Genomic DNA, 23518 nt, shown 5'->3' with positions numbered 1-23518 from the left:
ACCATGCGCAAGGTACTCATCGCCAATCGGGGCGAGATCGCGGTCCGCGTCGTGCGCGCGTGCCGCGACGAAGGATTGGCCGCGGTCGCGGTCTACGCCGAACCCGACCGGGACGCGCCCCATGTGCGGCTGGCCGACGAGGCGTACGCGCTGGGCGGGGACACCCCGGCGACGAGTTACCTCGACGCCGCGAAACTGCTGCGCGCGGCAGCCGCCGCCGGTGCGGACGCGGTTCACCCCGGCTACGGATTCCTTTCCGAGGACGCCGATTTCGCGCAGGCGGTGCTCGACGCCGGTCTCACCTGGATCGGCCCGCCGCCCGCGGCGATCCGTGCGCTCGGCGACAAGGTGTCGGCCCGGCGCATCGCCGAGGCGGTCGGCGCGCCACTCGTGCCGGGCACACGGGACCCGATCGCCGGCGCGGCCGAGGCGGTCGACTTCGCCGACCGGCACGGACTGCCGATCGCGATCAAAGCCGCCCACGGTGGCGGAGGTCGCGGGTTACGGGTGGTGCGCGAGCGCGCCGAGATCGCCGAACTGTTCGACGCGGCCGTGCGCGAGGCCACAGCCGCCTTCGGGCGCGGGGAGTGCTTCGTGGAGCGCTACCTCGAGCAGCCGCGTCACGTGGAAACCCAATGCCTCGCCGATGCTTTCGGGCACGTGGTGGTGGTGTCGACCAGGGACTGCTCGTTACAGCGCCGCCACCAGAAGCTGGTGGAGGAGGCGCCCGCACCGTTTCTCACCGACGCCCAACGCGACGAGCTGTACCGGGCGTCGAAGGCGATCCTGTCCCAGGCGGGGTACGTGGGCGCGGGCACCTGCGAATTCCTGATCGGGCGAGACGGGACGCTGTCGTTTCTGGAGGTGAACACCCGGCTGCAGGTCGAACATCCCGTGAGCGAGGAAGTGACCGGGATCGACCTGGTCCGGGAGATGTTCCGGATCGCCCGCGGTGAACCCCTCGGCTACGACGACCCGCCCGCGCGCGGGCACGCGCTGGAGTTCCGCATCAACGCCGAGGACCCGGGGCGTGGCTTCCTGCCCGCGCCCGGCACGGTGACGAAGTTCGCCGCGCCCTCGGGTCCGGGAGTGCGGGTCGACACCGGTGTGGAGCAGGGATCGGTGATCGGCCCGGCCTGGGACTCGTTGCTGGCCAAGGTGATCGTCACCGGTGCCGACCGCGATCAAGCGCTGGCGCGGTCGCGCCGGGTCCTCGCCGAGCTCACCGTGGACGGCGTCGCGACGACGCTGCCGTTCCACCGCGCGGTGCTCGACGACCCGGCCTTCACCGGCGCGCCGTTCACGGTGCACACCCGCTGGATCGAGACCGACTTCGACAATCGCATCGCCGCGCAGGACATCGCGGGGGAGACGACAGTCGAACCCCAGCGGGAAACGGTGGTCGTGGAGATCAGCGGCCGACGGCTCGAGGTCTCGCTGCCCGCCCCCGACCGCATCGGCATCGCGGCACCACGCCGCAGCGCTCGCACCGCACGCGGTGGACGCGGCGCTTCCGCTTCCGATGCGCTGGTCGCGCCGATGCAGGGCACTGTCGTGAAAATCGCTGTGACAGAAGGGCAATGGGTCGACTCCGGCGACCTCGTCGCAGTTCTCGAGGCCATGAAGATGGAACAGCCGCTCACCGCGCACCGGGCGGGCATCGTGCGCGAACTGACCGCCACCGTCGGCACGACGGTGAGCTCCGGCACCACTGTGTGCCGACTCGACGACTCCGGAAGTCATGCGGCATGAACGGAATTCAGGAGGTAACCATGGACGCTGCCGTCATCGTGGCAGGCGCGGGACCGACCGGGCTGACACTGGCCGGGGAACTGCGGCTGGCGGGCGTCGACGTGATCGTCGTCGACCGGCTGCCCGCTCGCACCGGGGAATCGCGTGGCATCGGGTTGACCCTGCGCACCACCGAAGTGCTCGACCAGCGTGGACTGCTCGGCCGCTTCGGCGCGGTGGAGACCGGCTCGGCGGGGCATTTCGGTGGGATTCCGCTCGACCTCACGGTCCTCGGCGCACCGCTGGAAGCGCCACGCGTGGTGCCCCAGTCGACGACCGAAGCGGTGTTGGAGGGCTGGGCGCGCGAGCTGGGCGCCGACATCCGGCGCGGACACGAAGTCGTCGGGCTCGACAGCGACGCCGACGGCGTCACCGTGCACTTCGCGGAGCACGCGCCGTTGCGCGCCGGCTATCTCGTCGGCGCCGACGGTGGCCGCAGTGTGGTGCGCAAGGCCGGCGGGTTCGACTTCCCCGGCACCCCGGCCACCACCGAACTGCTGCTCGCCGATGTCCGCGGGGTGGAGATCGCGCCGCGGATGATCGGCCAGCAGGTATCCGGCGGCATGGTGATGAGCGCCCCGCTGCCCGGCGGCGCCTACCGGATCATCGTCGGCGAACGCGGCGCCGCACCCCGGCGTCGCACCGGCCCACCGGATTTCGCCGAGGTCGCCGACGTGTGGAAGCGGCTGACCGATGTCGACATCTCGCACGCGGAACCGGTCTGGGTGAGCGCCTTCGGTGACGCCGCGCGTCTGGTCACCGAGTACCGGCGGGGGCGGGTGCTGCTCGCGGGCGACGCGGCGCACGTCCATCTGCCCGCGGGCGGGCAGGGCATGAACACCGGCATCCAGGACGCGGTGAACCTCGGCTGGAAGCTCGCCGCGGTGAGCCGCGGCAGGGCACCGGCCACCCTGCTCGACACCTACCACGGGGAACGTCACCCGGTCGGGCAGCGGCTGCTGGCCAACACCAAGGCGCAGAGCCTGTTCATCCTCGGCGGCGAGGAGGTCGGGCCACTGCGTGAGGTGCTGCGCGAACTCGTCGCCTATCCGGAGGTGGAACGGCACCTCGCGGCCAGGGTGACCGGACTCGACATCCGCTACGACGTGGGCGGCGGGTCCCACCCGCTGCTGGGCGCCCGGCTGCCACGGCGGCGGCTTGTGCGCGGCGCGCACGCCACCGACACCGCCGCCCTGCTGCGGCCGGGCCGGGGCGTTCTGCTCGACCTCACCGACAACCCGGCGCTGCGCCACCGGGCCCAGCCGTGGACCGACCGCATCGACGTGGTCACCGCGACCGCCACCGAACCCATCGACACCGACGCGCGCACCACCGCGCTGCTGGTGCGGCCCGACGGCCATGTGGCCTGGGTCGCCCCCGGCACGCACAACGACCTGCCGACCGTCCTGGACCGCTGGTTCGGGCCGGCCCGATGAACATCCGAGAGAAGGGGAAGTCAATGTTCAGCACACTGATCGTGGCCCGCATGGACCTCGCGTCCGCGGGCGATGTCGCCGGACTGTTCCGGGAATTCGACACCACCGAGCTGCCGCACCGGATGGGCACGCGCCGCCGCCAGCTCTTCCACTACCGCGGCCTGTACTTCCACCTGCAGGACTTCGACGAGGACAACGGCGGCGAACGGATCGAGGACGCCAAGACCGACGACCGCTTCGTGCGGATCAGTCAGGATCTCAAGCCGTTCATCGAGGCCTACGACCCGAAGACCTGGCGCTCGCCGGCGGACGCGATGGCGCACCGCTTCTACGACTGGAACGCGCGATGAGCGCGCCCGAACGTCGCGTGGTGATCACCGGCGTCGGGGTGTCCGCCCCCGGCGGGGTGGGAACGAAGAGCTTCTGGGACCTGATCTCCAACGGCCGCACCGCGACCGGACGGATCTCGCTGTTCGATCCGGCGCCGTTCCGGTCCCAGGTGGCCGCCGAGATCGACTTCGATCCCGAATTACACGGCCTGACCCCGCAGGAGATCCGGCGGATGGACCGGGCGGCGCAGCTGGCGGTGGTCAGTGCCCGCGAGGCGGTCGCCGACAGCGGGCTCGAGTTCGACGATATCGACCCGTTCCGGACCGGTGTCACCATCGGCAGCGCGGTGGGCGCCACGATGGGCCTCGATGAGGAGTACCGCACCGTCAGTGATGGTGGGCGGCTGGAACTGGTCGATCACAACTACGCGGTGCCGCACCTCTACAACTACTTCGTCCCGAGTTCGTTCGCGACCGAAGTAGCTTGGGCGGTCGGTGCGCAAGGACCGTCGACCGTGGTGTCCACCGGGTGCACTTCCGGTCTGGACGCGGTCGGCTACGCCGCGGAAGTGCTGCGCGAAGGTGGCGCGGACGTGATGATCGCGGGCGCTACCGACGCCCCGATCAGCCCGATCACGGTGGCCTGCTTCGACGCGATCAAGGCCACCACCCCGCGCAACGACGATCCCGCGCACGCCTCGCGGCCCTTCGACGCCAGCCGCAACGGCTTCGTCCTCGGCGAGGGCGCGGCGGTGTTCGTGCTCGAGGAACTGGAGAGCGCGCGCAAACGCGGCGCGACGATCTACGCCGAGCTGGCCGGACACGCCACCCGTTCCAATGCCTTCCACATGACCGGTCTGCGCCCGGACGGCAAGGAGATGGCCGAGGCGATCCGCACCGCACTCGGCCAGGCGCGGATCGACGGCACCGAGATCGACTACATCAACGCGCACGGTTCCGGCACCAAACAGAACGACCGGCACGAGACCGCCGCGGTCAAGCGCGTTCTCGGCGATCACGCCTACCGCACGCCGATGAGCTCGATCAAGTCGATGGTCGGGCATTCGCTCGGCGCGATCGGGTCGATCGAGATCGCGGCGTCGGTGCTGGCGCTGGTCAACAACGTGGTGCCGCCCACGGCCAACCTGCACAATCCCGACCCCGAATGCGATCTGGACTATGTGCCGTTGACCGCGCGCGACCACAAGGTCGACGTGGTGCTGTCGGTGGGCAGCGGGTTCGGTGGGTTCCAGAGCGCGGTCGTGCTCGCCGATCCTTTCCGGAGCCGACGATGAGCGCCGCGGTGGTGACCGGGCTCGGCGTCGCCGCGCCGACCGGTCTCGGGTTGGAAGAGTACTGGCGCACCACGCTGGCCGGGCGCACCGGGATCCGCCGGGTCACCCGGTTCGACCCCGCGTCCTATCCCGCGCAATTGGCCGGGGAGATCACCGGATTCGAGGCCGAGGAGCACCTGCCGGGCCGGCTGTTGCCGCAGACCGACCGGATGACGCGGCTGGCTCTGGTGAGCGCGGACTGGGCCTTCGCCGACGCCGGCGTGCGACCCGACGAGCTGCCCGATTACGCCGCGGGCGTGATCACCGCCAGCAGTTCGGGTGGCTTCGAGTTCGGGCAGAACGAACTGCGCGCACTGTGGAGCAAGGGCGGCGAGTACGTGAGCGCCTATCAGTCCTTCGCCTGGTTCTACGCGGTCAACAGCGGACAGATCTCCATCCGCAACGGGCTGCGCGGTCCGAGCAGCGTGGTGGTCAGCGACCAGGCCGGTGGGCTGGACGCGGTCGCCCAGGCGCGCAGACAGATTCGGCGCGGCACCACGCTGGTGGTGACGGGCGCGATCGACGCCTCGATCTGCCCGTGGGGGTGGGTGGCACAGCTGGCGGGCGGCGGACTGAGCACCGTCACCGACCCGGACCGCGCCTACCTGCCGTTCGACGCGCAGGCGGACGGCTACGTCCCGGGTGAGGGCGGCGCGCTGCTGGTCCTCGAGGACGCCGAGCACGCCAGACAACGCGATGCGCCCCAGATCTACGGCGAGATCGCCGGGCACGCGGCCACCGTCGACCCGCGCCCCGACGGTCCGGGCGAGCCGGGGCTGCGCAGGGCGATCGAACTCGCCCTCGGCGACGCGGGGGTGACTCCCGCCGAGATCGACGTCGTGTTCGCCGATGCCGCAGGCATCGCCGAACTCGACCGGATCGAGGTCGACGCCCTGGTCGCGGTGTTCGGTGCGCGTGGCGTGCCGGTGACAGCACCGAAAACCATGACCGGACGGCTCTATTCGGGCGCGGCACCGCTGGACCTGGCCGCCGCGTTCCTGTCCATCCGCGACGGGGTGATCCCGCCGACCATCGGTACCGATCTCGCCGCGGACTACCAGCTCGACCTGGTCACCGAGGTCAGGCCCGCACCCGTGCGGACCGCGCTCGTGCTCGCCCGCGGTGCGGGTGGGTTCAACTCCGCCATGGTCGTTCGCGGCCCCGAACACCTTCGCCCCTGAGGAAAGGAAAGCCCGTGTCGACATCGTTCACACTCGACGATCTGCGCCGCATCCTACGAGAAGGCAGCGGCGACAGCCCCGGCCTCGACGGCGAATTCGCCGACATCGAGTTCGAAGACCTCGGCTACGAGTCGCTGGCGCTGCTCGAGACCACCGGCCGGATCAAACGCGAATTCGGCGTCACCCTCGACGACGACGCCGTCGTCGCCGTGACCACGCCGCGCGCGCTGGTCGACCTGGTCAACGAACAGCTGCTCGAAGCGCCCCAGCCCAGCTGAGCGCGAAACCGATTGCCCGACAGGAGAACAGATATGACCAACGACGACAAGGTGGCTCTGGTCACCGGCGCCACCAGCGGCATCGGCCTCGCCTCGGTCCGTCAACTGGCCGGGCAGGGACACCGGGTGTTCCTGTGCGCACGCAACAAGGAAGCCGTCGCCGACACCGTCGCGCAATTGCGGGGCGAGGGCTTCGACGTGGACGGCACCACCGCCGATGTCCGTGCGGCCGAGGACATCTCGGCATTCGTACGGGCCGCGGTCGACCGGTACGGCCCGGTGGACGTGTTGGTCAACAACGCGGGCCGCTCCGGCGGCGGCGTCACCGCCGACCTCACCGAGGAACTGTGGTCCGACGTGATCGCGACCAACCTCAACAGCGTGTTCCTGGCCAGCCGCGAGGTGCTCACCACCGGCGGCATGCGAGAAAAGCAGCGCGGCCGCATCATCAACATCGCCTCGACGGCGGGCAAGCAGGGCGTGGTGCTCGGGGCGCCGTACTCGGCGTCCAAGCACGGCGTCGTCGGGTTCACCAAGGCGCTCGGCAACGAGCTGGCCCCGACTGGGATCACGGTCAACGCCGTGTGCCCCGGCTACGTGGAAACGCCGATGGCGCAACGGGTTCGGTCCGGCTACGCCGCGGCCTACGACACCACCGAGGACGCGATCCTCACCAAGTTCCAGGCCAAGATCCCGCTCGGCCGTTACTCCACCCCCGAAGAGGTGGCCGGCCTGGTCGGCTACCTGGCGTCCGATCTGGCCGCCTCCATCACCGCGCAGGCGCTCAATGTCTGCGGCGGACTCGGCAACTTCTGATTCCGGCCGACGAGCACCAGGAGACTCCCATGACGACGCAGACCACCCGCGAGGTCGAGCACACGATCACCGTGGCGGCCCCGCCGACCGAGGTGTACCGCCTTCTGGCCGAGGTGGAGAACTGGCCCCGGCTGTTCCCGCCCTCGGTGTATGTGACCCGCCTCGAACACGAGGGCAACGAGGAACGCATCCAGATCTGGGCGACCGCCAACGGTGAACCCAAGACCTGGATCTCGCGCCGCGTGCTCGATCCCGAGCAGTTGCGGATCACCTTCTGGCAGGAGGTGTCCGCGCCCCCGGTGGCCCAGATGAGCGGCACCTGGATCATCGAACCGCGCGAGGACGGCGGGACCGAGCTGCGGCTGCTGCACTCCTACCGAGCCATCGACGACGATCCGGACGGGCTGGCGTGGATCGAGAAGGCGGTCGACGACAACAGTCGTGCGGAACTGCCCGGTCTCAAGGCCGCGGTGGAGTCGGTGGTGCGCACCGCCGATCTGACCCTGTCGTTCGTCGACTCGGTCGAGATCGCCGGTGCGGCAAGCGATGTCTACGACTTCGTGAACGAGGCGAACCTGTGGACCGAGCGTCTCCCGCACGTGGCCTCGGTGCAGCTGACCGAGAACACCCCCGGGGTGCAGGTGCTGCGCATGGACACCCTGACCAAGGACGGATCGAGTCACACCACCGAGTCGGTCCGGGTCTGCTTCCCGCAGCACCGGATCGCCTACAAGCAGACCACCCTGCCCGCTCTGATGGCCCTGCACACCGGCTACTGGGAGTTCCGGACCAACCCCGACGGCACGACCACCGCGTCCTCGCAGCACACGGTGATCATCGAGGCGACACGGATCACCGAGATCCTCGGCCCCGACGCCGGGGTGCCCGAGGCGCGGACCTTCCTGCGCGAGGCGCTCGGGGGCAACAGCCGGGCCACGCTGAACCACGCCAAGAACTATGCCGAAGCCCGTCGATGACACCGACGTCCTGATCGTCGGCGCGGGGCCGGTCGGGTTGCTGCTCGCGGGCGATCTGGCCGGCGCGGGCGTCCGCGTGACGGTGGTGGAACAGCGGATCACCCCCACCACCGAATCGCGGGCCTCCACCCTGCACGCCCGCACCATGGACGTGCTCGCCGAGCGGGGCGTGCTCGATCGGCTCGGGCCGCTGCCCGACGGCGGGCCGGGACACTTCGGCGGACTGCGCCTGGATCTGACCGAAGCCGATCCGGCGCATCGGTTCTCGGGCCAGTGGAAGTGCCCGCAGGTCCGGCTGGAGGCTGTGCTGGGGGAACGAGCACTTGAGGCGGGCGCGGTGCTCCGGCGTGGGCACCGAGTCACCACCCTGACCGCGCAGGCGGGCGCTGTGCTGATCGACACCGTCACCCCGGACGGCGAACGGCATACCCACCGTGGCGCCTACCTCGTCGGTTGCGATGGGGAACGCGGCACCGTGCGCGAGCTGGCCGGCTTCGAACTGGCGGGTCTCGAGGCCGGGCGGGAGATGCTGCGAGCCGACGTGGCCGGAATAGATATCCCGGCCCGTCGATTCGAACGACTCCCGCACGGGCTCGCGGTGTCCTCGCGCTGGCCCGACGGCAGCACCAGGGTGATGGTGCACGTCTACGGCGCCGCACCCCGCGCCGGGGGCGGGGAACCGGAGTTCGCCGAGATCGCCGATGCCTGGGAACGGGTGACCGGCGAGTCGATCGGACACGGAACACCGTTGTGGCGCAACGCGTTCGACGACACCAGCCTGCAGGTCACCCGGTACCGGCGCGGCCGGGTCCTGCTCGCCGGTGACGCGGCCCATCGGCAGATGCCGGTGGGCGGCCAAGCCCTCAATCTCGGCCTGCAGGACGCGGCCGACCTGTCGGGCCGGTTGATCGCCGCGATCACCGGCACCGCAGGCGAGGCCGAACTCGACGGCTATCACCGCACCCGCCACGCCGTCGGCGCCCGCACCCTGACCAATATCCGCGCCCAGACCTTGCTGCTGCTGGGCGGACCGGAGGTCGAACCCGCCCGGCAGCTGTTCGCCGAGCTCCTGCGGCTCGGCGATGTCCGATCCCATCTCGCCCGCATGATCAGCGGCCTGCCCGGTCCCGGCGACCCGGCGCCCGCACCACCCGATTCCAAGGAGACATCGATGAGCCTGACGAACAAGACCGCCCTGGTCACCGGATCCAGCCGCGGCATCGGCCGCGCGACCGCCCGCCAGCTCGCGGCCAAGGGCGCGCTCGTGGCCGTGCACTACGCGGACAACGAGGCCGCGGCCCGCGAGACCGTCGAGGTCATCGAGAACGACGGCGGCCGTGCGTTTCCCGTGCGGGCCGAGCTCGGCACGACAGGCGGCGTGCACGAGCTGTTCCTCGGTCTCGAACAGGGACTCAAGGAACGGACGGGGCAGACCACGCTCGATATCCTGGTCAACAACGCCGGTGTCACCACCCCGGCCGGCGTCGCCCCCGAGGACGTGACACCCGAGGACTTCGACCGGCTGTTCGCGGTCAATGTGCGCGCGCCGTTCTTCATCGTGCAGCGCGCTCTCGGCCTGCTGCCCGAAGGCGGGCGCATCATCAACATCTCCTCCGGACTCACCCGATTCGCCAGCCCCGACCAGGTGGCCTACTCGATGACCAAGGGCGCGGTGGAACAGATCACGCTGCACTTCGCCCGACACCTGGCACCGCGCGGGATCACCGTCAACAGCGTCGCGCCCGGCATCACCAACAACGGCAGCGCCGTGTTCGACATCCCGGAGGCAGTCGAGCAGATGGCGCAGTTCTCGGCGTTCAAGCGCGTCGGCGAGGCGGTCGACGTGGCCGATGTCGTCACCTTCCTCGCCACCGACGAAGCCCGCTGGATCACCGGCGCGTTCATCGACGCCACCGGCGGGACGCTACTCGGCTGACAGCACGGCCGCCGCCGACCACATCAGGAGATCCGATGACGACAGTGCAAGAACCCACCGGGTACACCCAACGGCTCGACGAACTCGACGCGCTCAAGCGCGCCGCACGTGTCGGCCCCGACCCGGCGGCCACGCAACGCCAGCACGCCAAGGGCAAACTCACCGCCCGCGAACGCATCGACCTGCTCCTCGACCCCGGTTCGTTCGTCGAAGTGGAGCCGCTGCGCAGACACCGGGCCACCGGCTTCGGACTGGAGGCGCGCAGACCCCACACCGACGGCGTGATCACCGGGTGGGGAACCGTCGACACGCGCACGGTCTTCGTCTACGCCAGCGACTTCCGGATCTTCGGCGGCGCACTCGGCGAGGCACACGCCCAGAAGATCCACAAGATCATGGACATGGCCGTCACGGCGGGCGCTCCGCTGGTCTCGCTCAACGACGGTGCGGGCGCCCGCATCCAGGAGGGCGTGACGGCACTGGCGGGCTACGGCGGGATCTTCCGCCGCAACACCAGAGCCTCGGGAGTGATCCCGCAGATCAGTGTCATGCTCGGGCCGTGCGCCGGCGGGGCGGCGTACTCGCCCGCGCTCACCGACTTCGTCTTCGTGGTGCGCGATATCGCGCAGATGTTCATCACCGGCCCCGATGTGGTGCGCACCGTGACCGGCGAGGTGGTGACCCACGACGAACTCGGCGGCGCCGACATCCACGCCTCGGTCTCGGGGGTTGCCCATTTCGTCTACGACGACGAGCCGTCGTGCCTGTCCGATGTTCGCGCGCTGCTGTCGATGCTGCCCGCCAACAATCGGGAGCTCCCGCCGGTGGCGTTCACCGCCGACCCCGCCGACCGGCAGACCACGGCACTGACCGACCTGGTGCCGCTGGACGGCAACCGCCCCTACGACATTCGCGAGGTGCTGGCCGAAATCGTCGACGACGGCGACTATTTCGAAGTACAGGCCACCTGGGCGACCAACCTGGTGTGCGCGCTGGCCCGGCTCGACGGCCACGTGGTCGGGGTGGTGGCCAGCCAACCGATGAGCCTGGCCGGGGTACTCGACATCGACGCGAGTGAGAAGGGCGCGCGGTTCGTTCAGTTCTGCGACGCCTTCAACATTCCGTTGCTGACCCTGGTCGACGTGCCGGGGTTCCTGCCCGGCGTCGGACAGGAACACGCGGGCATCATCCGGCGCGGCGCGAAACTGCTCTACGCCTACTGCAACGCGACGGTGCCGCGAATCTCGTTGGTACTGCGCAAGTCCTACGGCGGCGCCTACATCGTGATGGACTCGCTGTCGATCGGCACCGATCTCGCGCTGGCCTGGCCGACCAACGAGATCGCCGTCATGGGCGCCGAGGCCGCGGCCGACGTGGTGTTCCGGCGCGAGATCGCCGCGTCGGAGGATCCCGCGGCCACCAGAGACCGCAAGATCGCCGAGTACCGCGAGGAACTCGTGCATCCCTACTACGCCGCCGAGCGCGGACTCATCGACGACGTGATCGATCCGCGCGACACCCGTGGCGTGCTGATCCGCGCCTTCGCCATGCTGGCGGGCAAGGACACCGATCTGCCCCGCCGCAAGCACGGGAATCCGCCGCAATGAGCGCCGAGGACCCGGTGCCCTTCCTTCGCGTCGAGAAGGGCAGCGCCGACCCGGACGAACTCGGCGCGCTGCTCGTGCTGCTGCTCGCCCGGCGACGGACCGCCGCCGCGGCGCCGAACCCGACCAGGCCCGTCGCTCGCTGGCGACGTCTGGAACGCCGACCCGCCTTCACCGACCCCCGCGCGTGGACCGGATCCACCCGCTGACGAACGGAGCCACCATGGACGTCGGACTGCTCTTCGACCTGCGCAACCCCGCACAGTGGCAGCGCCCGTGGGCCGACCACTACGCCCGCACCCTCGAGTTCTGTGAGGAGGCCGACCTGCGCGGCGCGGGCGGAGTCTGGTTCACCGAGCACCACCTGTTCGAGGACGGCTATCTCCCGCAGCCGCTCACCTTCGCCGCCGCGGCGGCCGCCAGAACCAAGCGGGTGCGCATCGGCACCGCCGTGGTGCTGCCCGCCCTGCGCAAGCCTGCCCAGCTCGCCGAGGAGGCGGCATTGGTCGATCTGATCAGCGGTGGTCGGCTCGAACTCGGTCTCGGCGCCGGCTACCGCCTGCCCGAATACCAGCTCTTCGACACCGATTTCAACCGCCGGTTCGCTCGCACCGGCGACAACATCGCCGAGATCCAGCGGTTGTGGGCCACCGGCGGGATCACGCCGGGGCCGATCCAGGATCCCGTGCCGCTGTGGGGCGGGTTCTACGGTCCGCGCGGCGCCCGCCTCGCCGGGCGCCTCGGCATCGGATTCCTGCACATCTCGCACCAGCTGTTCCCGCTGTACCGCGAGGGACTCATCGAGGGCGGACACGATCCCGAGTCCGCGCGGGTCTCGGATCTGCTGCCGATCCTGCTGGCCGACGATCCCGAGGCCGCGTGGGCCCGGGTCGCACCACACCTCGCGCACCAGATGAACTCCTACCGGCAGCTGTCGGTGGAGGGCACCGACGCGCCGGTGCCGCCCGCCCTCGAACTCGATCAGCTGCGCCAACGTCCCGAGGACGGATCATTCGGCCTGCTCGAGATCCTCACCCCCGAACAGGCCGCCGTGCGGATCCACGAACGGGTGGCGGGGCTGCCGGTGCGGCACCTGATCTTCTGGGCGAGCATCGCCGGCATGCCCGACGACCTGGTCACCCGCCACATCGAGCTGGTGAGTGAACAGCTGCCACCGTTGCTGGACAAGCAGTTCCAGGTCACCACCGGCGGCCCGATCTCGGCGCGCAACGGCCATGGCTGACGTGCGACCAGCGGCGCCGACCTGGGATCGGCGCCGCTGGATACTGCTGCTGGTGCTGTCGGGCAACATGATCCTCGACGCCATCGAAGGCTCCATCCTGGTGCCCGCACTCGGCGTGCTCACCACCGAACTGAACCGGTCGATCGGGCAAACCCAATGGCTGCTCAGCGGTTTCGCGGCGGGGTTCGCCGCGCTGCTCCTCGCCGGGCCCGCGTTGGCCGCCCGGTTCGGGCGCAGGCAGGTCTATCTCGTCGCCATGGCGCTGTTCGCCGTCGCCTCGGTGATCGGCGGGCTCACCGACGACCTGGCTCTGCTCGTCGCGACCCGCGTGGTGAAGGGCGCCGCCGCCGCGCTGACCGCACCCGCCGGGCTGGCGGTGATCGCCGCGGAGTTCCCGGCCGGTGCCCAGCAGCGCCGCGCGATCTCGGTGTACGCGGTCTTCGGCGCGGCCGGATTCACCACCGGTCTACTGCTGTCGGGTTGGCTCACCGCGCTGAACTGGCACCTGCTGTTCGTGTTCCCCGCGCCGATCGCGCTCGCCCTGCTTGTCGCCGCGTGGCGGGTGATCCCCGACCCACCGGTGGCCGCCCCGCCGCGGCTGTCGAAATTGTTGTTGCGCAATGGTGCCCTACTGCGGTCCGCCCTCGGAGCAGGAGCCCTCAACGGCGGCTACCTCGCACTGCTGGTGGTGATCGCGGTGCAACTGCACCAGTCGCTCGGATGGGCGCCGTGGCAGATCGCGGTCGCTCTGCTGCCCGCGAGTCTGCCACTGGCACTGTCGGTTCCGTTCGCGGGACGGTTCGTGGAGCGGTACGGCACCGCGCGGCTGATCCTCGCCGGCGCGGTGGCGACGCTGGCCGGGCACCTGCTGCTGTTCGCCCGACCCGAGATCCACGACTACGTGACCGACGCGCTGCCGGTGCTGCTGCTGATCGAAGCCGGGTTCGTCCTGTCGTTCGCCGCGCTGAACATGCAGTCGACCGCCACCGTGCCCGCCGAACTCCGCCCGATCGCGGTGCCGCTGTATCAAACCGGTGTCCAGTTCGGTGCGGCGTTCGTTCTGCCGATCACCGTCGCAGTGGCGGTGGCCTTCGATGCCTACCGTCCCGCGGCGGCGGTGATCGCGGTTGCTGGGCTGCTCGCGGTCCTCGCCGCGAGTAGCGAACTGCGCGCATCCGCGACACCCGCACCCGCGAAAGCTGTTCCATAACAGCCACACTCACCTCGAGGAGGTACCACTCATGACCGCCGACGTCTTCATCCGAGAACAGCCCGACCAGCTGGCGACGGGCCCCAGGACCCTGGCACTGTTCCCCGGGCAGGGCTCCCAGCGGCCCGGCATGGCCGCGTGGATCACCGACTACCCGGTGGCCGAGGAGGTCTTCCGCCGCGCCGACGACATTCTCGGCATCCCACTGACCCAGCTGTGCGTCGACGGTACCGCCGAACAGTTGCGGGCCACCGACGTGGCCCAGCCCGCGATCGTCGCCACCAGCCTGGCCCTCAGCGCGGTCCGTACACAGCGGGGACTGCCGCCCGCGGCGGTCGCCGGTCACAGCCTGGGGGAGTTCACCGCCTTGGCCGTCGCCGGAGTGTTCGACGAGGACACCGTCCTGCACCTGGTCCGCCGCCGCGGCGAGCTCATGGCCGAGGTCTCGCGCCGCTACGACGGCGCGATGAGCGCCGTCATCGGCCTGCCCGCCGAGCAGGTCGACGCGCTGTGCGCCCGCGTCACCTCGGGCGTCGTCGGCGTGGCCAACTACAACCAGCCGACCCAGACCGTGGTCTCCGGCGCCGCCACCGCCGTAGCCGACCTCGAGGACCTGGCCCGGTCCGCCGGCGCGGCGAAAGTGGTGCGGCTCAAGGTCGCCGGAGCCTTTCATTCGCCCCTGATGGCCGACATCGCCGCCGAGTTCGGCGCCGAACTCGACCGCTACACTCTCAGCCCGCCGGTCGTTCCGGTGCTCAGCGCGGTCACGGCCGACTACGTCACCGACCCCACCGAGATCCGCGCCCTGCTGCGCGGCCAACTGCTGGCCCCGGTCCGCTGGGTGGAGACCGTCCAACGGGCCGCTGCCGACGGCTACGACGAACTGGTCGAACTGGGACCTGGCCAGGTACTGACCGGATTCTCCCGCCGCATTGCCCCGGACGTCAGCTCGACGGCGATATCGAAACCCGAAGAGCAGGGCTAGCCGATGGGTCGGTCCGGCGGCTTACGCCAGACCGACACATGGTTCTCGCTGTTCGTCGGTGAACGGAGTAACGAGCCAGTCCGCGGTGCGCCGCCCCGATAACCCGGCCAACTGAGCAATCAGATCGCACTCTGCGGGCCAGACGTAGCGAAAGTGGTCGACGCCGTAGGTTGCCGTGCCATCGGGTCGCTGTCGGTCAGTTGAGGTTGGCTGGAGCGGGGAGAGCGGGCGGAGTGCTCTCGCCGGAGCCGTTGGCCGCGCTATGGCGGCCGATAAGTATCGGCTTGACAGGTCATGAATTCGGCACAGCGTTTTCGCAGGTTCCCGAAATTGCTCGACTGTGCCCATTATTTCCCTGTTTAGAGGACGTCTCACGTCGCTTGTCGTAGCCGTCGGCTGACCGTATCCGAGTGTGGTGCATGATGTTCGGTCGTGACCGACAAGTTGTCGTTGCGGCTGGTGCCCGATGAGTTGTGGGCGTTAGTCCAGCCGCTGCTGCCCGAGTTTTCACCACGCCGTCAGGGTGGCGGTACTGCCCCGACCGATGAACGGGCGGTGTCCACCGCGGTGGTGTACGTGCTGACTCCAGGAAGTCTTCGGTTCCGCATGGCCATCTCTCTCGCTTCGGCCCAAGCTCCGCGTCGTCGAGCCGATTGGGTAGGACGCCATGGCTCACTGGCGCGACAAACCGCTTCCGCGGGACTGCTCCGGATCGTTCCGGGAACGTCACGCGCGGAACTGCAGCAGGAGCAGGACACCGCGGCAGGTGGCTATCAGTACCGCAGATTGGTCACCGACTTGGGAAGGATCGCGACCGCCCGAGTCCGTCTGGTCCGGCGCCCGATAACGCGCCGGGTCTACTTGTATCTGGTCTGGCCGGAGCGAAGTCGTCGACACGAATTGCGATTGGGAGAGGCGGGGGCATCCACACGCCTCGCCAATTTGCGAGAAGGCTGGGAGACAGTCCACCTACACCGGTTGTTGACAAACGAGCGGCGCGTGAGCTTTCGCGACCACGGATCATCCTGCGCTGCTACTGTTTTCAATGGCTACATCCAGAGTGTTGACGCGCACGACCCGTACAGTAGGAAGTTGAGCATGTCTGACATAGCCGATCGAGGGCCCGCTAGCGTGCCCCGCCCGTCACGGTGCAACCACCTTCGTGCCGATGCCCGCGGGTACCCGATCATCGCGACAATTGGACAGGAGCCGCCACCCGACTTCGGTGCCGTTTCCGAAAAGCGCAAAATCGCCTTGGCAACATTCGATCTCTGCGCTGTCTGTGCGCTTCCCTTCCATGACGAGCTGCGTTGGCAGGTGATGTTCGAGGAGACAGATGAGGACGTCACTACATCCGAAGCTCCGGTTCACGAGATATGTGGACTGTATGCAGCACAGATCTGTCCCTTCGTATCTTCGCCGTATGCCCGGCTGAGTCGAGGTGAGGGGCGTAAGGGCGAGCGTCGATCTGAACTTGTCGTACTGAGTGGGTACCAGGCAACTAGGGCTGTCTACGGCAAAACATCCGGCATCCAGTCGGATGCTGTGCTGCATTACGACATGGGCGGCTATGTACGTCAATATGTCTTGCGCACCAGAGAAGATGCCGCGGCAGCGTACTCCGCAGCATTAGCGGCGGAACGCCCGATGGAGCTCGATCAACACGAGCGCCAGCTTGTCGATCTTCTTTGTAGTCCGACGGACCCCGAGGGCGAGGACTCTGGTGCTGTCATGGCTGGCGCAGCGTGGCATATAGGGGCGGGATTCTGTGCCGGAGTCGCCCAGGTTCAGGGTCTTGGCCGTTACAATGTCTCCCCGTATACGACCATTGCTGTGCAGGCGTTAGAGGACCGGACCACTCGCGAGTTGGCAACCGATTATCCCGATAAGTACACGCGCGCCGCGATGCAGTGGCTGATCACCCGGGACATGCTGCCCTCCATACTCGAAGGGTGGAGGCGTGACGGCCGCCGTCGGTTCAGCCACATCCTGAAGCCCCTTGCTAGTCAGGATAAGTCGGCCGAACGACGGAAGGCCCAGCGGAAAAAGCAGTCAGCCGCGAGGCGCAACAACCGACGTTGAGCGGTCGGCTCGTTCATTGCTATCACCGGGTATTCCAGATGCGAGGGGACAAGTCGCAGGTTCGTGTCCTCGGCAGGACACACAAAACATGGGCAACCGGGAAACGCCTGGTCATCGCGGATTTCTACTCGATCTGATGCCCGCTAACCATTCAGGGATGGATAGGCTCCGCTCCCAACCCTTTCGACGCCGCTTGCGGCGGGTCCATCGAAAATGGGAGCGGGGCGATCCGGGAACGACTCTGGTCAAAATGGGGCCGGAGGGTAGTAGGTGGTGCGGCGAGAAGTTGGCTCGGAGACGCGCAATTGGACCGTTTAGAGCTGATCAGCTTGGGCGAACGCACACCTACTGCTGCGAAGCTAAAGGAGGAGGAGCACCGGGGGGAACTGGAATTGGTGGGGTCGTTGACGGACGAGCGGTCGAGCTTTGCCGCGTACTCGGCGGCCTGAGCAAGATGCTCGTGGGGGGCTACCACCAATGGTGGCGGTGACCAGAGACGCTTGGAGGTGGAGCATTCCGACTGTTCGTATCTCGGGGGCGGTAACCGCGTCGGGTCCGACCAGGGCGGCGGCGGGCACGGTGCAGCCAGAGCAGCCTTGAGGGACTCGGGTCGCGCGAGGAGCACCTGGCTGCGCACGTAGGCGCCTGAGGCGATGCCTTGTCGGCTGTCGATGCGTTTGGCAGCAGATTCGGCTGTCTGCGCGGCTGACCAGGCGACGACGAAATAGCCGCGTGCGCGCAGCGCTACCGAGGGATTCGTTCAGCAACACATCTGCGCAGGTCAGCCTATATTGTTCCCTGCCCGCATCGCCGCGGGCTACATGGAGCGTTGGTCGTCTAGAACGCAATCACAACGCGGATCTTGAAATCATCTGAGTCGGAATTTAGGTCGTTTTCGAATCCGGTCGGATTTGTAATTTTACGTAGTGGATCATAGACGAAGATAAAGAGCGAGTTGACATGCGGGTGCGCGCGAAAATAGACAATATCGTCAGCCAGTTCGCTGCGAAGCTTATTCTTGCTCAATCCCGGTCGGATCATCTTTGTTTCTATTGCAACCCGCTCTTGTTTTAGCAAGAAGTCGAGTCGTGACGATGCGCCAGCCATTCTCGGCGTGGGTTCCTCGGGTTCGACTTCCTCGAAATGTAATACGAGAATCGCATGCAGGATATGCTGCACGTCGTATTCGTCATCCACGCCGATGCCAGCCCGCCCTCGGTGGCTGCCGGTCAAGAGGGTGAAGGTGACTGGAAGCTTCCTGGTGGCGTTTTCCAGAAAATCCAAGGCGACCGCGGATGATGGATTAGACCCGATACGAGCAAGCGTCTCACTGAGATAATTAACCTGCTGCCGGAAGGGAGCGATGAATTTATCCTTTGTCGGATGCATCCAGTAGCTGAAATTAAGGCCCGATACGGTTTGGTCAGGTTGGTAGAATGGACTCAGATCGCGGGGCTTATCTAGAAACGCTTTGATTTTAGAAGTCCATGTGCTGCCTTCGTACTCTGCGCGGAATCGGTCTCGCAAATCATCGGGGACCAGGCTCAGGGCGGCGCTGTACCAATTTCGATATTCTGTCGTCAGCGTATTGGCGGCTGCTAAACCCACTGTCTCGTCGGCACCCTGAATCTTGTCTGCCAATGCCTCGAGATTCGCTGCCTCGTTTATCAGTGCCTGAAGCCTGGTTGCCAGGTTCCGCGTTGCCATGACCAGCAGGATACGGGGTGCCTCTGACAGCATCCGCGACAGTGGTATCCGGCATCAAACCGTTAGTCTGGCAAAGGAATTCAGGTTCGAGGAGAGTGGTGGCGCTTGTCGTCCGACGTGAACTGTGTCCGGGTGACTTTCCTCTGCCACTTAGGGCTTGCCTGTCACGCGCAGAGGCTCACAGGTCGACGACGATCTCGATGCTGTGGCTACCAAGCTAGACGCCGCGCGCACGGGATTTGCCGCTGCGTACGAAAGAGGCGGGCGGAGTGGCTGACGGTCAGCCAGAGGCGGTCTGACCTGGGAATATGATTGTGCCCTCGGCGGGGCGCAACGAAGATGGGAACGTGCGTGCGACCTGGGAAGATGCGCCGGTCAGTTGGTTGTCGAAGTGTGATTCAACCGCTCCCGGTATAGCCCTGAGTCCTGGCAGTAGAACAGCCAACGTCCCATCGTGATGGACCAGCGACAAATATGGCGGTCGGGTCACACGGAGACGGTCCGGTGGGCGCGGGTAGGCGATCGATGGATAATCGAACGTATGTTCCCATCGATGTCTCTGTGTGAATCGCATTGGCTGTACGTCCGTAGTGGGAGTCGGAGGGAGCCGACGCCTCGTCGTTGTCCGAACGGGTATCGGCTCGGGCCGGGGCAGGCGCTCATCAATCCTGTTCCTTGTCGCAGGGTAGGGGGTTGCCATCGGAGCCACACCTGTCGAGCCTTCAATGCGGTTACCTTCGTGCCGCCGCTGCATTCCGACTGTGAGCACTAGCCTGTCGGGGTGATGCGCTCCCTTGGTCACCGCGCGGGGAGCCGGGGTGCCGATAGGGAGAGATTCGCGATCAGTTGCCCGGCAACGTGTTCTGATTCCCATCGTGGCTGCGTACAACGGCGCAGAGAACCTCATAGTGGTGGGGTACCGTGGGCGTATCGGGTGAACTTACTGCTCAAATGCTGAAACCTTGGGGGCGGCGATGATACGAGGGCGGGGGTGGACCGGCTTCGAAGCAGCTGCGTTGCAAGAGGCGATGCGTAGATCGAACCGAGAGTTCGCCGCGCTGTTGGGTGTTGAGACGACCACTATCAACAATTGGCGTGCGGGACTGAGCGCGGTCAGACCCCGGTCCAAGACCCAAGAGATCCTCGATACCACCTACCAGCAACACGCCAGCCCAGAAGATCGGTTGCGGTTCGATCAAATCGTGGTCGAAGGCGAAGCGGTGTGGCGGCGACGGCACCGTCCTCAAGTCCGGCAGCAAGCCGCTACAACGCATCCTGGCACCGGCCCGGCGTCGAACGGCCCGAGCAGTGTCTCGCACGAGGACGGGATTTTTCAGTTGCGGCGGGTCCTTATGGGCTCCATTCCGAGCACCCCATTTGGCACCGAGTTGGAGTTCACGGCTGCTGTTCCCCACGTCTGGGACTTATTCTTCTCGGCTCGGTTCAGCGAAATGCAGCGGATACTCCCTGGCGTCCTGGCAAGCGCGTACAACGCAATCGAGGACACGGGGGGCGAGTCGCGGTGCCAGGCAAATGTTTCGCTTGCCCAGTTGCTTCATGCCACCTCTAACCTCCTGGGCTATGCAGGTCAGACGGACTTGGCATCCCTGGCGCTTCTCCGCGCGGATCAGTTCGCGGCTGAGAGCGGAGATGACCTGACTCGCGCTGCGATCAAAGGATCCCAGTCATGGCTGCTGGCTAAGAACAATATGTACGACGACGCGGTCGCCCATGCCGAACGAGCGGCTGCAGAAATCGAGCCCCGTCTGTCCACAGCTACACCTCGCCAGGTCGCCATCTGGGGAGAACTTCTCTGCTATGCCGCCTTCGCGGCCTCACGATCCGGGGACTACCGCGAAGCGCAGAGGTACCTCCGTCTATGCGACGCAGCGGGAACACAGCTGGAAGACGACTATGCCGATAGGCCCGAGGTATCCAACGTCTTCGGTCGCACCTCGGCCGCTAGTTTCGGTGTTATCAACGAGATGGGGGCCAGTCGGCCGCGTGAGGCTCTGAAGCTCGCGGCTGCTGTCAGTAGCGGCGGCCCCGGAATCCCGCCCACCCTCCAAAGTCGCAGGCTCATCAACGTTGCCCAAGCCCAGATCCACAGCCGAGACGACGCGGGAGCCGTTGGCACCCTGCGCGACGCTTGCGCGCTGGCACCGGAATTCGTTGGTCACATCCCGCTGGCCCACACTCTGACCCATGAGCTACTGGCCCGTCGAGGTCGGCAACGGCTGGACGGGCTCGACGATGTGGTCAACTACCTCGGCGTATCCGCCCAACCTCTAGGAATCCAACCTTGATTGTCAACCCTGATGCCTTTACCGTCTTGTGCTTCGGTGACTCCAACACCTTCGGCCAACCGGCTGAAGGACGCGGTCGCTGGCCAGCCGACGTGCGCTGGACAGGACGGCTACAGCAACGTCTGGGTAGCGGATACGCCATCATCGAGGAAGGTCTCGGCGGCCGGACCACTGACCTGAATGATCCCGATCGTGACGACCGCAACGGCCGTACATACTTTCAACCCTGCCTGCGCAGCCACTCACCTTTGGACATGGTCGTGATCATGTTGGGAAACAACGATCTCAAGACCAAATTCGGGCGACAACCAGATGCGGTCGCCGCCGCCCTTGAGGGCTATCTCGGCAACATCGAGCGCACGGCCTGGACCCGCACCGGCGCGGTTCCTGCGGTATTGCTGGTCAGTCCGATTCATCTCGATGAGAGCCAACCGAATTTCGCTGAGCAAAATTCCGAGTACGACGTTGACTCGGTATGCAAATCACGTGAACTTGGTGATGCGATACGTCGCGTTGCCGTCAGGCGCGGAGTCTTGTTCGCCGACGCGGCTACGGTCGCGTGTCCGGGTATCGACGGCGTACACCTGAGCCGCGACTCACACGAATCGCTGTCCCTGCTGATAGCCGAGAAGATCAAAGACGTTCGTTAACCCGAGCTGTCAGCCAACGAATCGTGCTGGCCGCGGTTGGTGTGGATGGCCGCGCGGCTTGGACCGTCCGACCGCAGCTGATACCACCGATAAGTACGAGGTGGTATCAGCTCCAATCATCAGCCCCAGGGTCGGACCCTTGACCATTCATAGAGGTAGCCGTGGTGGCCGAGGTAGCGGCTGGTGAGTTGGTGGTGGATCTCGGTGTAGAGCTGAAGTCGACGCATGTCGCAGTGGGCGTTGGCGATGCCGGTGGTCTGTGTGTTGTAGCGGTTAAGTGTGTCCTCAACGAGGGTGCAGGTCAGCGGCCCGTGGGTCATGGCTGCGCTGACGACGAGTTTGGCGAGGTCGTAGCCGAAGGGCGCCAAGGTGAGGTCGTCGAAGTCGATGATGGCGACCTGGTTGTCAAGGAGGATGAAGTTGCGGATGTTGCTGTCTTTGTAGAGGGCGCACGGTAGCGCCGTGATGGCGAAGCCCGGCGGCAGCACAGTCGTACGGGGCGAGACGAAGTCGACCAATCTCAGCGCCGTTGTTGCCTCGTATGGCTGGTCGAGTCGCCCCGCATGTAGATGTCGTGTGTAAGCGGCGGTGTGGAGATCTCCGAGGGCGGCGGCGACGACCGGCAGGTCCGCAGGCTCAGGTTGGCGTCCCTCCAGATGTTCGAGAACCAATCGTGTGCCGGTGACCTCGTGCAGTTGCGGAATGCGCACTGGGGCATTGAGGCGGCGCAGCCAATCATGATGTGCGCGAGCAGATTCCGCGCGACTCGGTGACGAATAATGTTTGACGAAGGTTGTCGCGCTCATGGTTGGCCGTTCGCGGCGATGTAGGTGACGGTCGAGGTGGCCGTGAGTGGCCGATCGTGAGTTCGCCGTCGCAGCTCGGCCGCGAGGTCGCCTGGATCGGTTCCCAGCCATTGCGGCAGCTGGTATTTGGGGACGGTGACTGCGTAGGAGGCGAGGTGGTCGAAGTCGGTGAACCGGAACGTGTGGTCGCGGTGGATGACATCGATGACCTCGAGCCCTGTTGCGACGATGTCGGCGGCGTTAGCGCTGTGAAAGGTTTCGTACAGACTCGGCCGGCTGATCGCCTGCGGGTCGAGGCCGGTTTCGACCATGAGCTGGTCGATCTCGCGGTAGCTGTCGACTGATTTGGTGGCCAGAATCGCCCGGCCGCCCGGTGCGAGGCAGCGCGCGATCTCGGCGACGACATCGGCGGGCCGTGCCGAGTGGTAAAGACAGAACGCCGCCACGAGGACATCGAAACCGGTGTCCGGCAGTGGTAGGTAGTGGAAGTCGCCGCGCACCGTCTCCACAACGAATCCGAGGTCGGCGGCCCGTTTGGCCACGGTGGCCAGGAATGCTGGGGAGATATCGACGATGGTGTGACGGGAAGGTGTGAGCTTTTCGGCGAGAGCGAGGGTGACTGTTCCTCGTCTGCAACCGATTTCACACACTTCCGGATGGTTCGGTGCCTGGTGCGCGGCGAGGTCGACGATGGTGGCGGTGGCGTTGTCGCCGCCGGTTTTGGCGGTAAGCAATGCGCTGGTGCGTTGCTGGGTGCGCCCGGCGTCGGCGTAGAGGCCCGCGACGGTGTCGGGGTCGGTGAAGGGCGTGGAGGTCATGGACTGTTCGCCTCCGAAAGGTTTCGGTG

General features: G+C 67.0%; 20 protein-coding genes. 17 read left to right on the top strand and 3 right to left on the bottom strand.

Translation table 11 applies throughout. From position 1 onward, the window contains the following. Positions 1-3: 3 nt before the first annotated feature. From ACWDXS_RS06345 to ACWDXS_RS06275, 15 genes are all read left to right on the top strand, one after another. Positions 4-1752: an acetyl/propionyl/methylcrotonyl-CoA carboxylase subunit alpha gene (locus ACWDXS_RS06345; RefSeq protein ID WP_449962707.1), complete on the top strand. Its 1749-nt coding sequence runs from the start codon at positions 4-6 to the stop codon at positions 1750-1752. A gap of 20 nt (positions 1753-1772) precedes the next feature. After that, complete coding sequence (locus tag ACWDXS_RS06340) at positions 1773-3227, top strand: FAD-dependent monooxygenase (RefSeq protein ID WP_449962704.1); 1455 nt, start codon at positions 1773-1775, stop codon at positions 3225-3227. Positions 3228-3250: 23 nt separating this feature from the next. Continuing rightward, positions 3251-3577 carry a TcmI family type II polyketide cyclase gene (locus tag ACWDXS_RS06335; protein WP_067445797.1) on the top strand — a complete coding sequence of 109 codons (327 nt, stop codon included), beginning with the start codon at positions 3251-3253 and terminating at the stop codon, positions 3575-3577. Further along, entirely contained in the window at positions 3574-4851 is a 1278-nt protein-coding gene (locus tag ACWDXS_RS06330) for a beta-ketoacyl-[acyl-carrier-protein] synthase family protein (RefSeq protein ID WP_301907170.1), read from the top strand. Before ACWDXS_RS06335 ends, ACWDXS_RS06330 begins: the two co-directional genes overlap by 4 nt. After that, positions 4848-6071 (top strand): ketosynthase chain-length factor, encoded by a 1224-nt coding sequence (locus tag ACWDXS_RS06325; RefSeq protein WP_449962699.1) that lies wholly within the window; start codon positions 4848-4850, stop codon positions 6069-6071. The genes ACWDXS_RS06330 and ACWDXS_RS06325 overlap by 4 nt, the downstream gene beginning before the upstream one ends. Positions 6072-6085: 14 nt before the next feature. Continuing rightward, positions 6086-6349 carry an acyl carrier protein gene (locus ACWDXS_RS06320; protein ID WP_056819520.1) on the top strand — a complete coding sequence of 88 codons (264 nt, stop codon included), beginning with the start codon at positions 6086-6088 and terminating at the stop codon, positions 6347-6349. 33 nt (positions 6350-6382) lie between these two features. After that, positions 6383-7165, top strand: coding sequence for a 3-oxoacyl-ACP reductase FabG (fabG, locus tag ACWDXS_RS06315; RefSeq protein ID WP_056819521.1), 783 nt, complete (start codon positions 6383-6385; stop codon positions 7163-7165). A 29-nt stretch (positions 7166-7194) separates the two neighbouring features. Further along, a complete protein-coding gene (locus ACWDXS_RS06310) occupies positions 7195-8142 on the top strand; it encodes an aromatase/cyclase (protein ID WP_378707783.1) in 948 nt (315 codons plus the stop codon). Beyond that, the gene (locus ACWDXS_RS06305) at positions 8123-10078 is read left to right on the top strand and encodes an SDR family oxidoreductase (protein WP_449962692.1); all 1956 of its coding nucleotides are present in this window, start codon (positions 8123-8125) and stop codon (positions 10076-10078) included. Before ACWDXS_RS06310 ends, ACWDXS_RS06305 begins: the two co-directional genes overlap by 20 nt. Before the next feature lie 35 nt (positions 10079-10113). Further along, positions 10114-11685, top strand: a complete 1572-nt coding sequence (locus ACWDXS_RS06300) for an acyl-CoA carboxylase subunit beta (protein ID WP_449962689.1) — start codon at positions 10114-10116, stop codon at positions 11683-11685. Then, entirely contained in the window at positions 11682-11891 is a 210-nt protein-coding gene (locus tag ACWDXS_RS06295) for an acyl-CoA carboxylase epsilon subunit (protein ID WP_449962687.1), read from the top strand. Before ACWDXS_RS06300 ends, ACWDXS_RS06295 begins: the two co-directional genes overlap by 4 nt. Positions 11892-11905: 14 nt before the next feature. After that, complete coding sequence (locus ACWDXS_RS06290; RefSeq protein WP_449962684.1) at positions 11906-12925, top strand: LLM class flavin-dependent oxidoreductase; 1020 nt, start codon at positions 11906-11908, stop codon at positions 12923-12925. Next, entirely contained in the window at positions 12918-14135 is a 1218-nt protein-coding gene (locus ACWDXS_RS06285; RefSeq protein ID WP_449962682.1) for an MFS transporter, read from the top strand. The genes ACWDXS_RS06290 and ACWDXS_RS06285 overlap by 8 nt, the downstream gene beginning before the upstream one ends. A gap of 31 nt (positions 14136-14166) precedes the next feature. Then, on the top strand, positions 14167-15120 hold the full coding sequence (fabD, locus tag ACWDXS_RS06280) for an ACP S-malonyltransferase (RefSeq protein WP_449962679.1): 954 nt from the start codon (positions 14167-14169) through the stop codon (positions 15118-15120). 432 nt (positions 15121-15552) lie between these two features. After that, positions 15553-17202, top strand: coding sequence for a transposase (locus ACWDXS_RS06275; protein WP_449962676.1), 1650 nt, complete (start codon positions 15553-15555; stop codon positions 17200-17202). A gap of 837 nt (positions 17203-18039) precedes the next feature. Here the strand turns inward: ACWDXS_RS06275 and ACWDXS_RS06270 are convergent. Further along, a complete protein-coding gene (locus tag ACWDXS_RS06270; protein ID WP_449962673.1) occupies positions 18040-18909 on the bottom strand; it encodes a PD-(D/E)XK nuclease domain-containing protein in 870 nt (289 codons plus the stop codon). Between the two features lie 1016 nt (positions 18910-19925). Here ACWDXS_RS06270 and ACWDXS_RS06265 point away from each other — a divergent pair. After that, a complete protein-coding gene (locus tag ACWDXS_RS06265; protein ID WP_449962670.1) occupies positions 19926-21215 on the top strand; it encodes a hypothetical protein in 1290 nt (429 codons plus the stop codon). Continuing rightward, the gene (locus ACWDXS_RS06260; protein ID WP_449962667.1) at positions 21212-21865 is read left to right on the top strand and encodes a GDSL-type esterase/lipase family protein; all 654 of its coding nucleotides are present in this window, start codon (positions 21212-21214) and stop codon (positions 21863-21865) included. The genes ACWDXS_RS06265 and ACWDXS_RS06260 overlap by 4 nt, the downstream gene beginning before the upstream one ends. Positions 21866-21984: 119 nt before the next feature. On the opposite strand, the gene ACWDXS_RS06255 is transcribed toward ACWDXS_RS06260, so the two are convergent. After that, positions 21985-22671, bottom strand: coding sequence for a phosphotransferase (locus ACWDXS_RS06255; protein WP_449962664.1), 687 nt, complete (start codon positions 22669-22671; stop codon positions 21985-21987). Continuing rightward, positions 22668-23489, bottom strand: a complete 822-nt coding sequence (locus ACWDXS_RS06250) for a class I SAM-dependent methyltransferase (protein WP_449962661.1) — start codon at positions 23487-23489, stop codon at positions 22668-22670. The genes ACWDXS_RS06255 and ACWDXS_RS06250 overlap by 4 nt, the downstream gene beginning before the upstream one ends. Positions 23490-23518: the final 29 nt, after the last annotated feature.

The sequence above is a fragment of the Nocardia sp. NPDC003183 genome (assembly GCF_053590715.1).
The sequence above is the reverse complement of the archived record's forward strand: the minus strand, read 5'-3'. Positions and strand labels throughout refer to the sequence as shown.

Bases quoted from the DNA above. Each gene is read 5' to 3' on its own strand.
- ACWDXS_RS06305 (WP_449962692.1), top strand. From the start codon at position 8,123: ATGCCGAAGCCCGTCGATGACACCGACGTCCTGATCGTCGGCGCGGGG.
- ACWDXS_RS06325 (WP_449962699.1), top strand. From the start codon at position 4,848: ATGAGCGCCGCGGTGGTGACCGGGCTCGGCGTCGCCGCGCCGACCGGT.
- ACWDXS_RS06330 (WP_301907170.1), top strand. From the start codon at position 3,574: ATGAGCGCGCCCGAACGTCGCGTGGTGATCACCGGCGTCGGGGTGTCC.
- ACWDXS_RS06335 (WP_067445797.1), top strand. From the start codon at position 3,251: ATGTTCAGCACACTGATCGTGGCCCGCATGGACCTCGCGTCCGCGGGC.
- fabG (WP_056819521.1), top strand. From the start codon at position 6,383: ATGACCAACGACGACAAGGTGGCTCTGGTCACCGGCGCCACCAGCGGC.
- ACWDXS_RS06310 (WP_378707783.1), top strand. From the start codon at position 7,195: ATGACGACGCAGACCACCCGCGAGGTCGAGCACACGATCACCGTGGCG.
- ACWDXS_RS06250 (WP_449962661.1), bottom strand. From the start codon at position 23,489: ATGACCTCCACGCCCTTCACCGACCCCGACACCGTCGCGGGCCTCTAC.
- ACWDXS_RS06295 (WP_449962687.1), top strand. From the start codon at position 11,682: ATGAGCGCCGAGGACCCGGTGCCCTTCCTTCGCGTCGAGAAGGGCAGC.
- ACWDXS_RS06285 (WP_449962682.1), top strand. From the start codon at position 12,918: ATGGCTGACGTGCGACCAGCGGCGCCGACCTGGGATCGGCGCCGCTGG.
- ACWDXS_RS06290 (WP_449962684.1), top strand. From the start codon at position 11,906: ATGGACGTCGGACTGCTCTTCGACCTGCGCAACCCCGCACAGTGGCAG.
- ACWDXS_RS06255 (WP_449962664.1), bottom strand. From the start codon at position 22,671: ATGAGCGCGACAACCTTCGTCAAACATTATTCGTCACCGAGTCGCGCG.
- ACWDXS_RS06270 (WP_449962673.1), bottom strand. From the start codon at position 18,909: ATGGCAACGCGGAACCTGGCAACCAGGCTTCAGGCACTGATAAACGAG.
- ACWDXS_RS06345 (WP_449962707.1), top strand. From the start codon at position 4: ATGCGCAAGGTACTCATCGCCAATCGGGGCGAGATCGCGGTCCGCGTC.
- ACWDXS_RS06300 (WP_449962689.1), top strand. From the start codon at position 10,114: ATGACGACAGTGCAAGAACCCACCGGGTACACCCAACGGCTCGACGAA.
- ACWDXS_RS06340 (WP_449962704.1), top strand. From the start codon at position 1,773: ATGGACGCTGCCGTCATCGTGGCAGGCGCGGGACCGACCGGGCTGACA.
- fabD (WP_449962679.1), top strand. From the start codon at position 14,167: ATGACCGCCGACGTCTTCATCCGAGAACAGCCCGACCAGCTGGCGACG.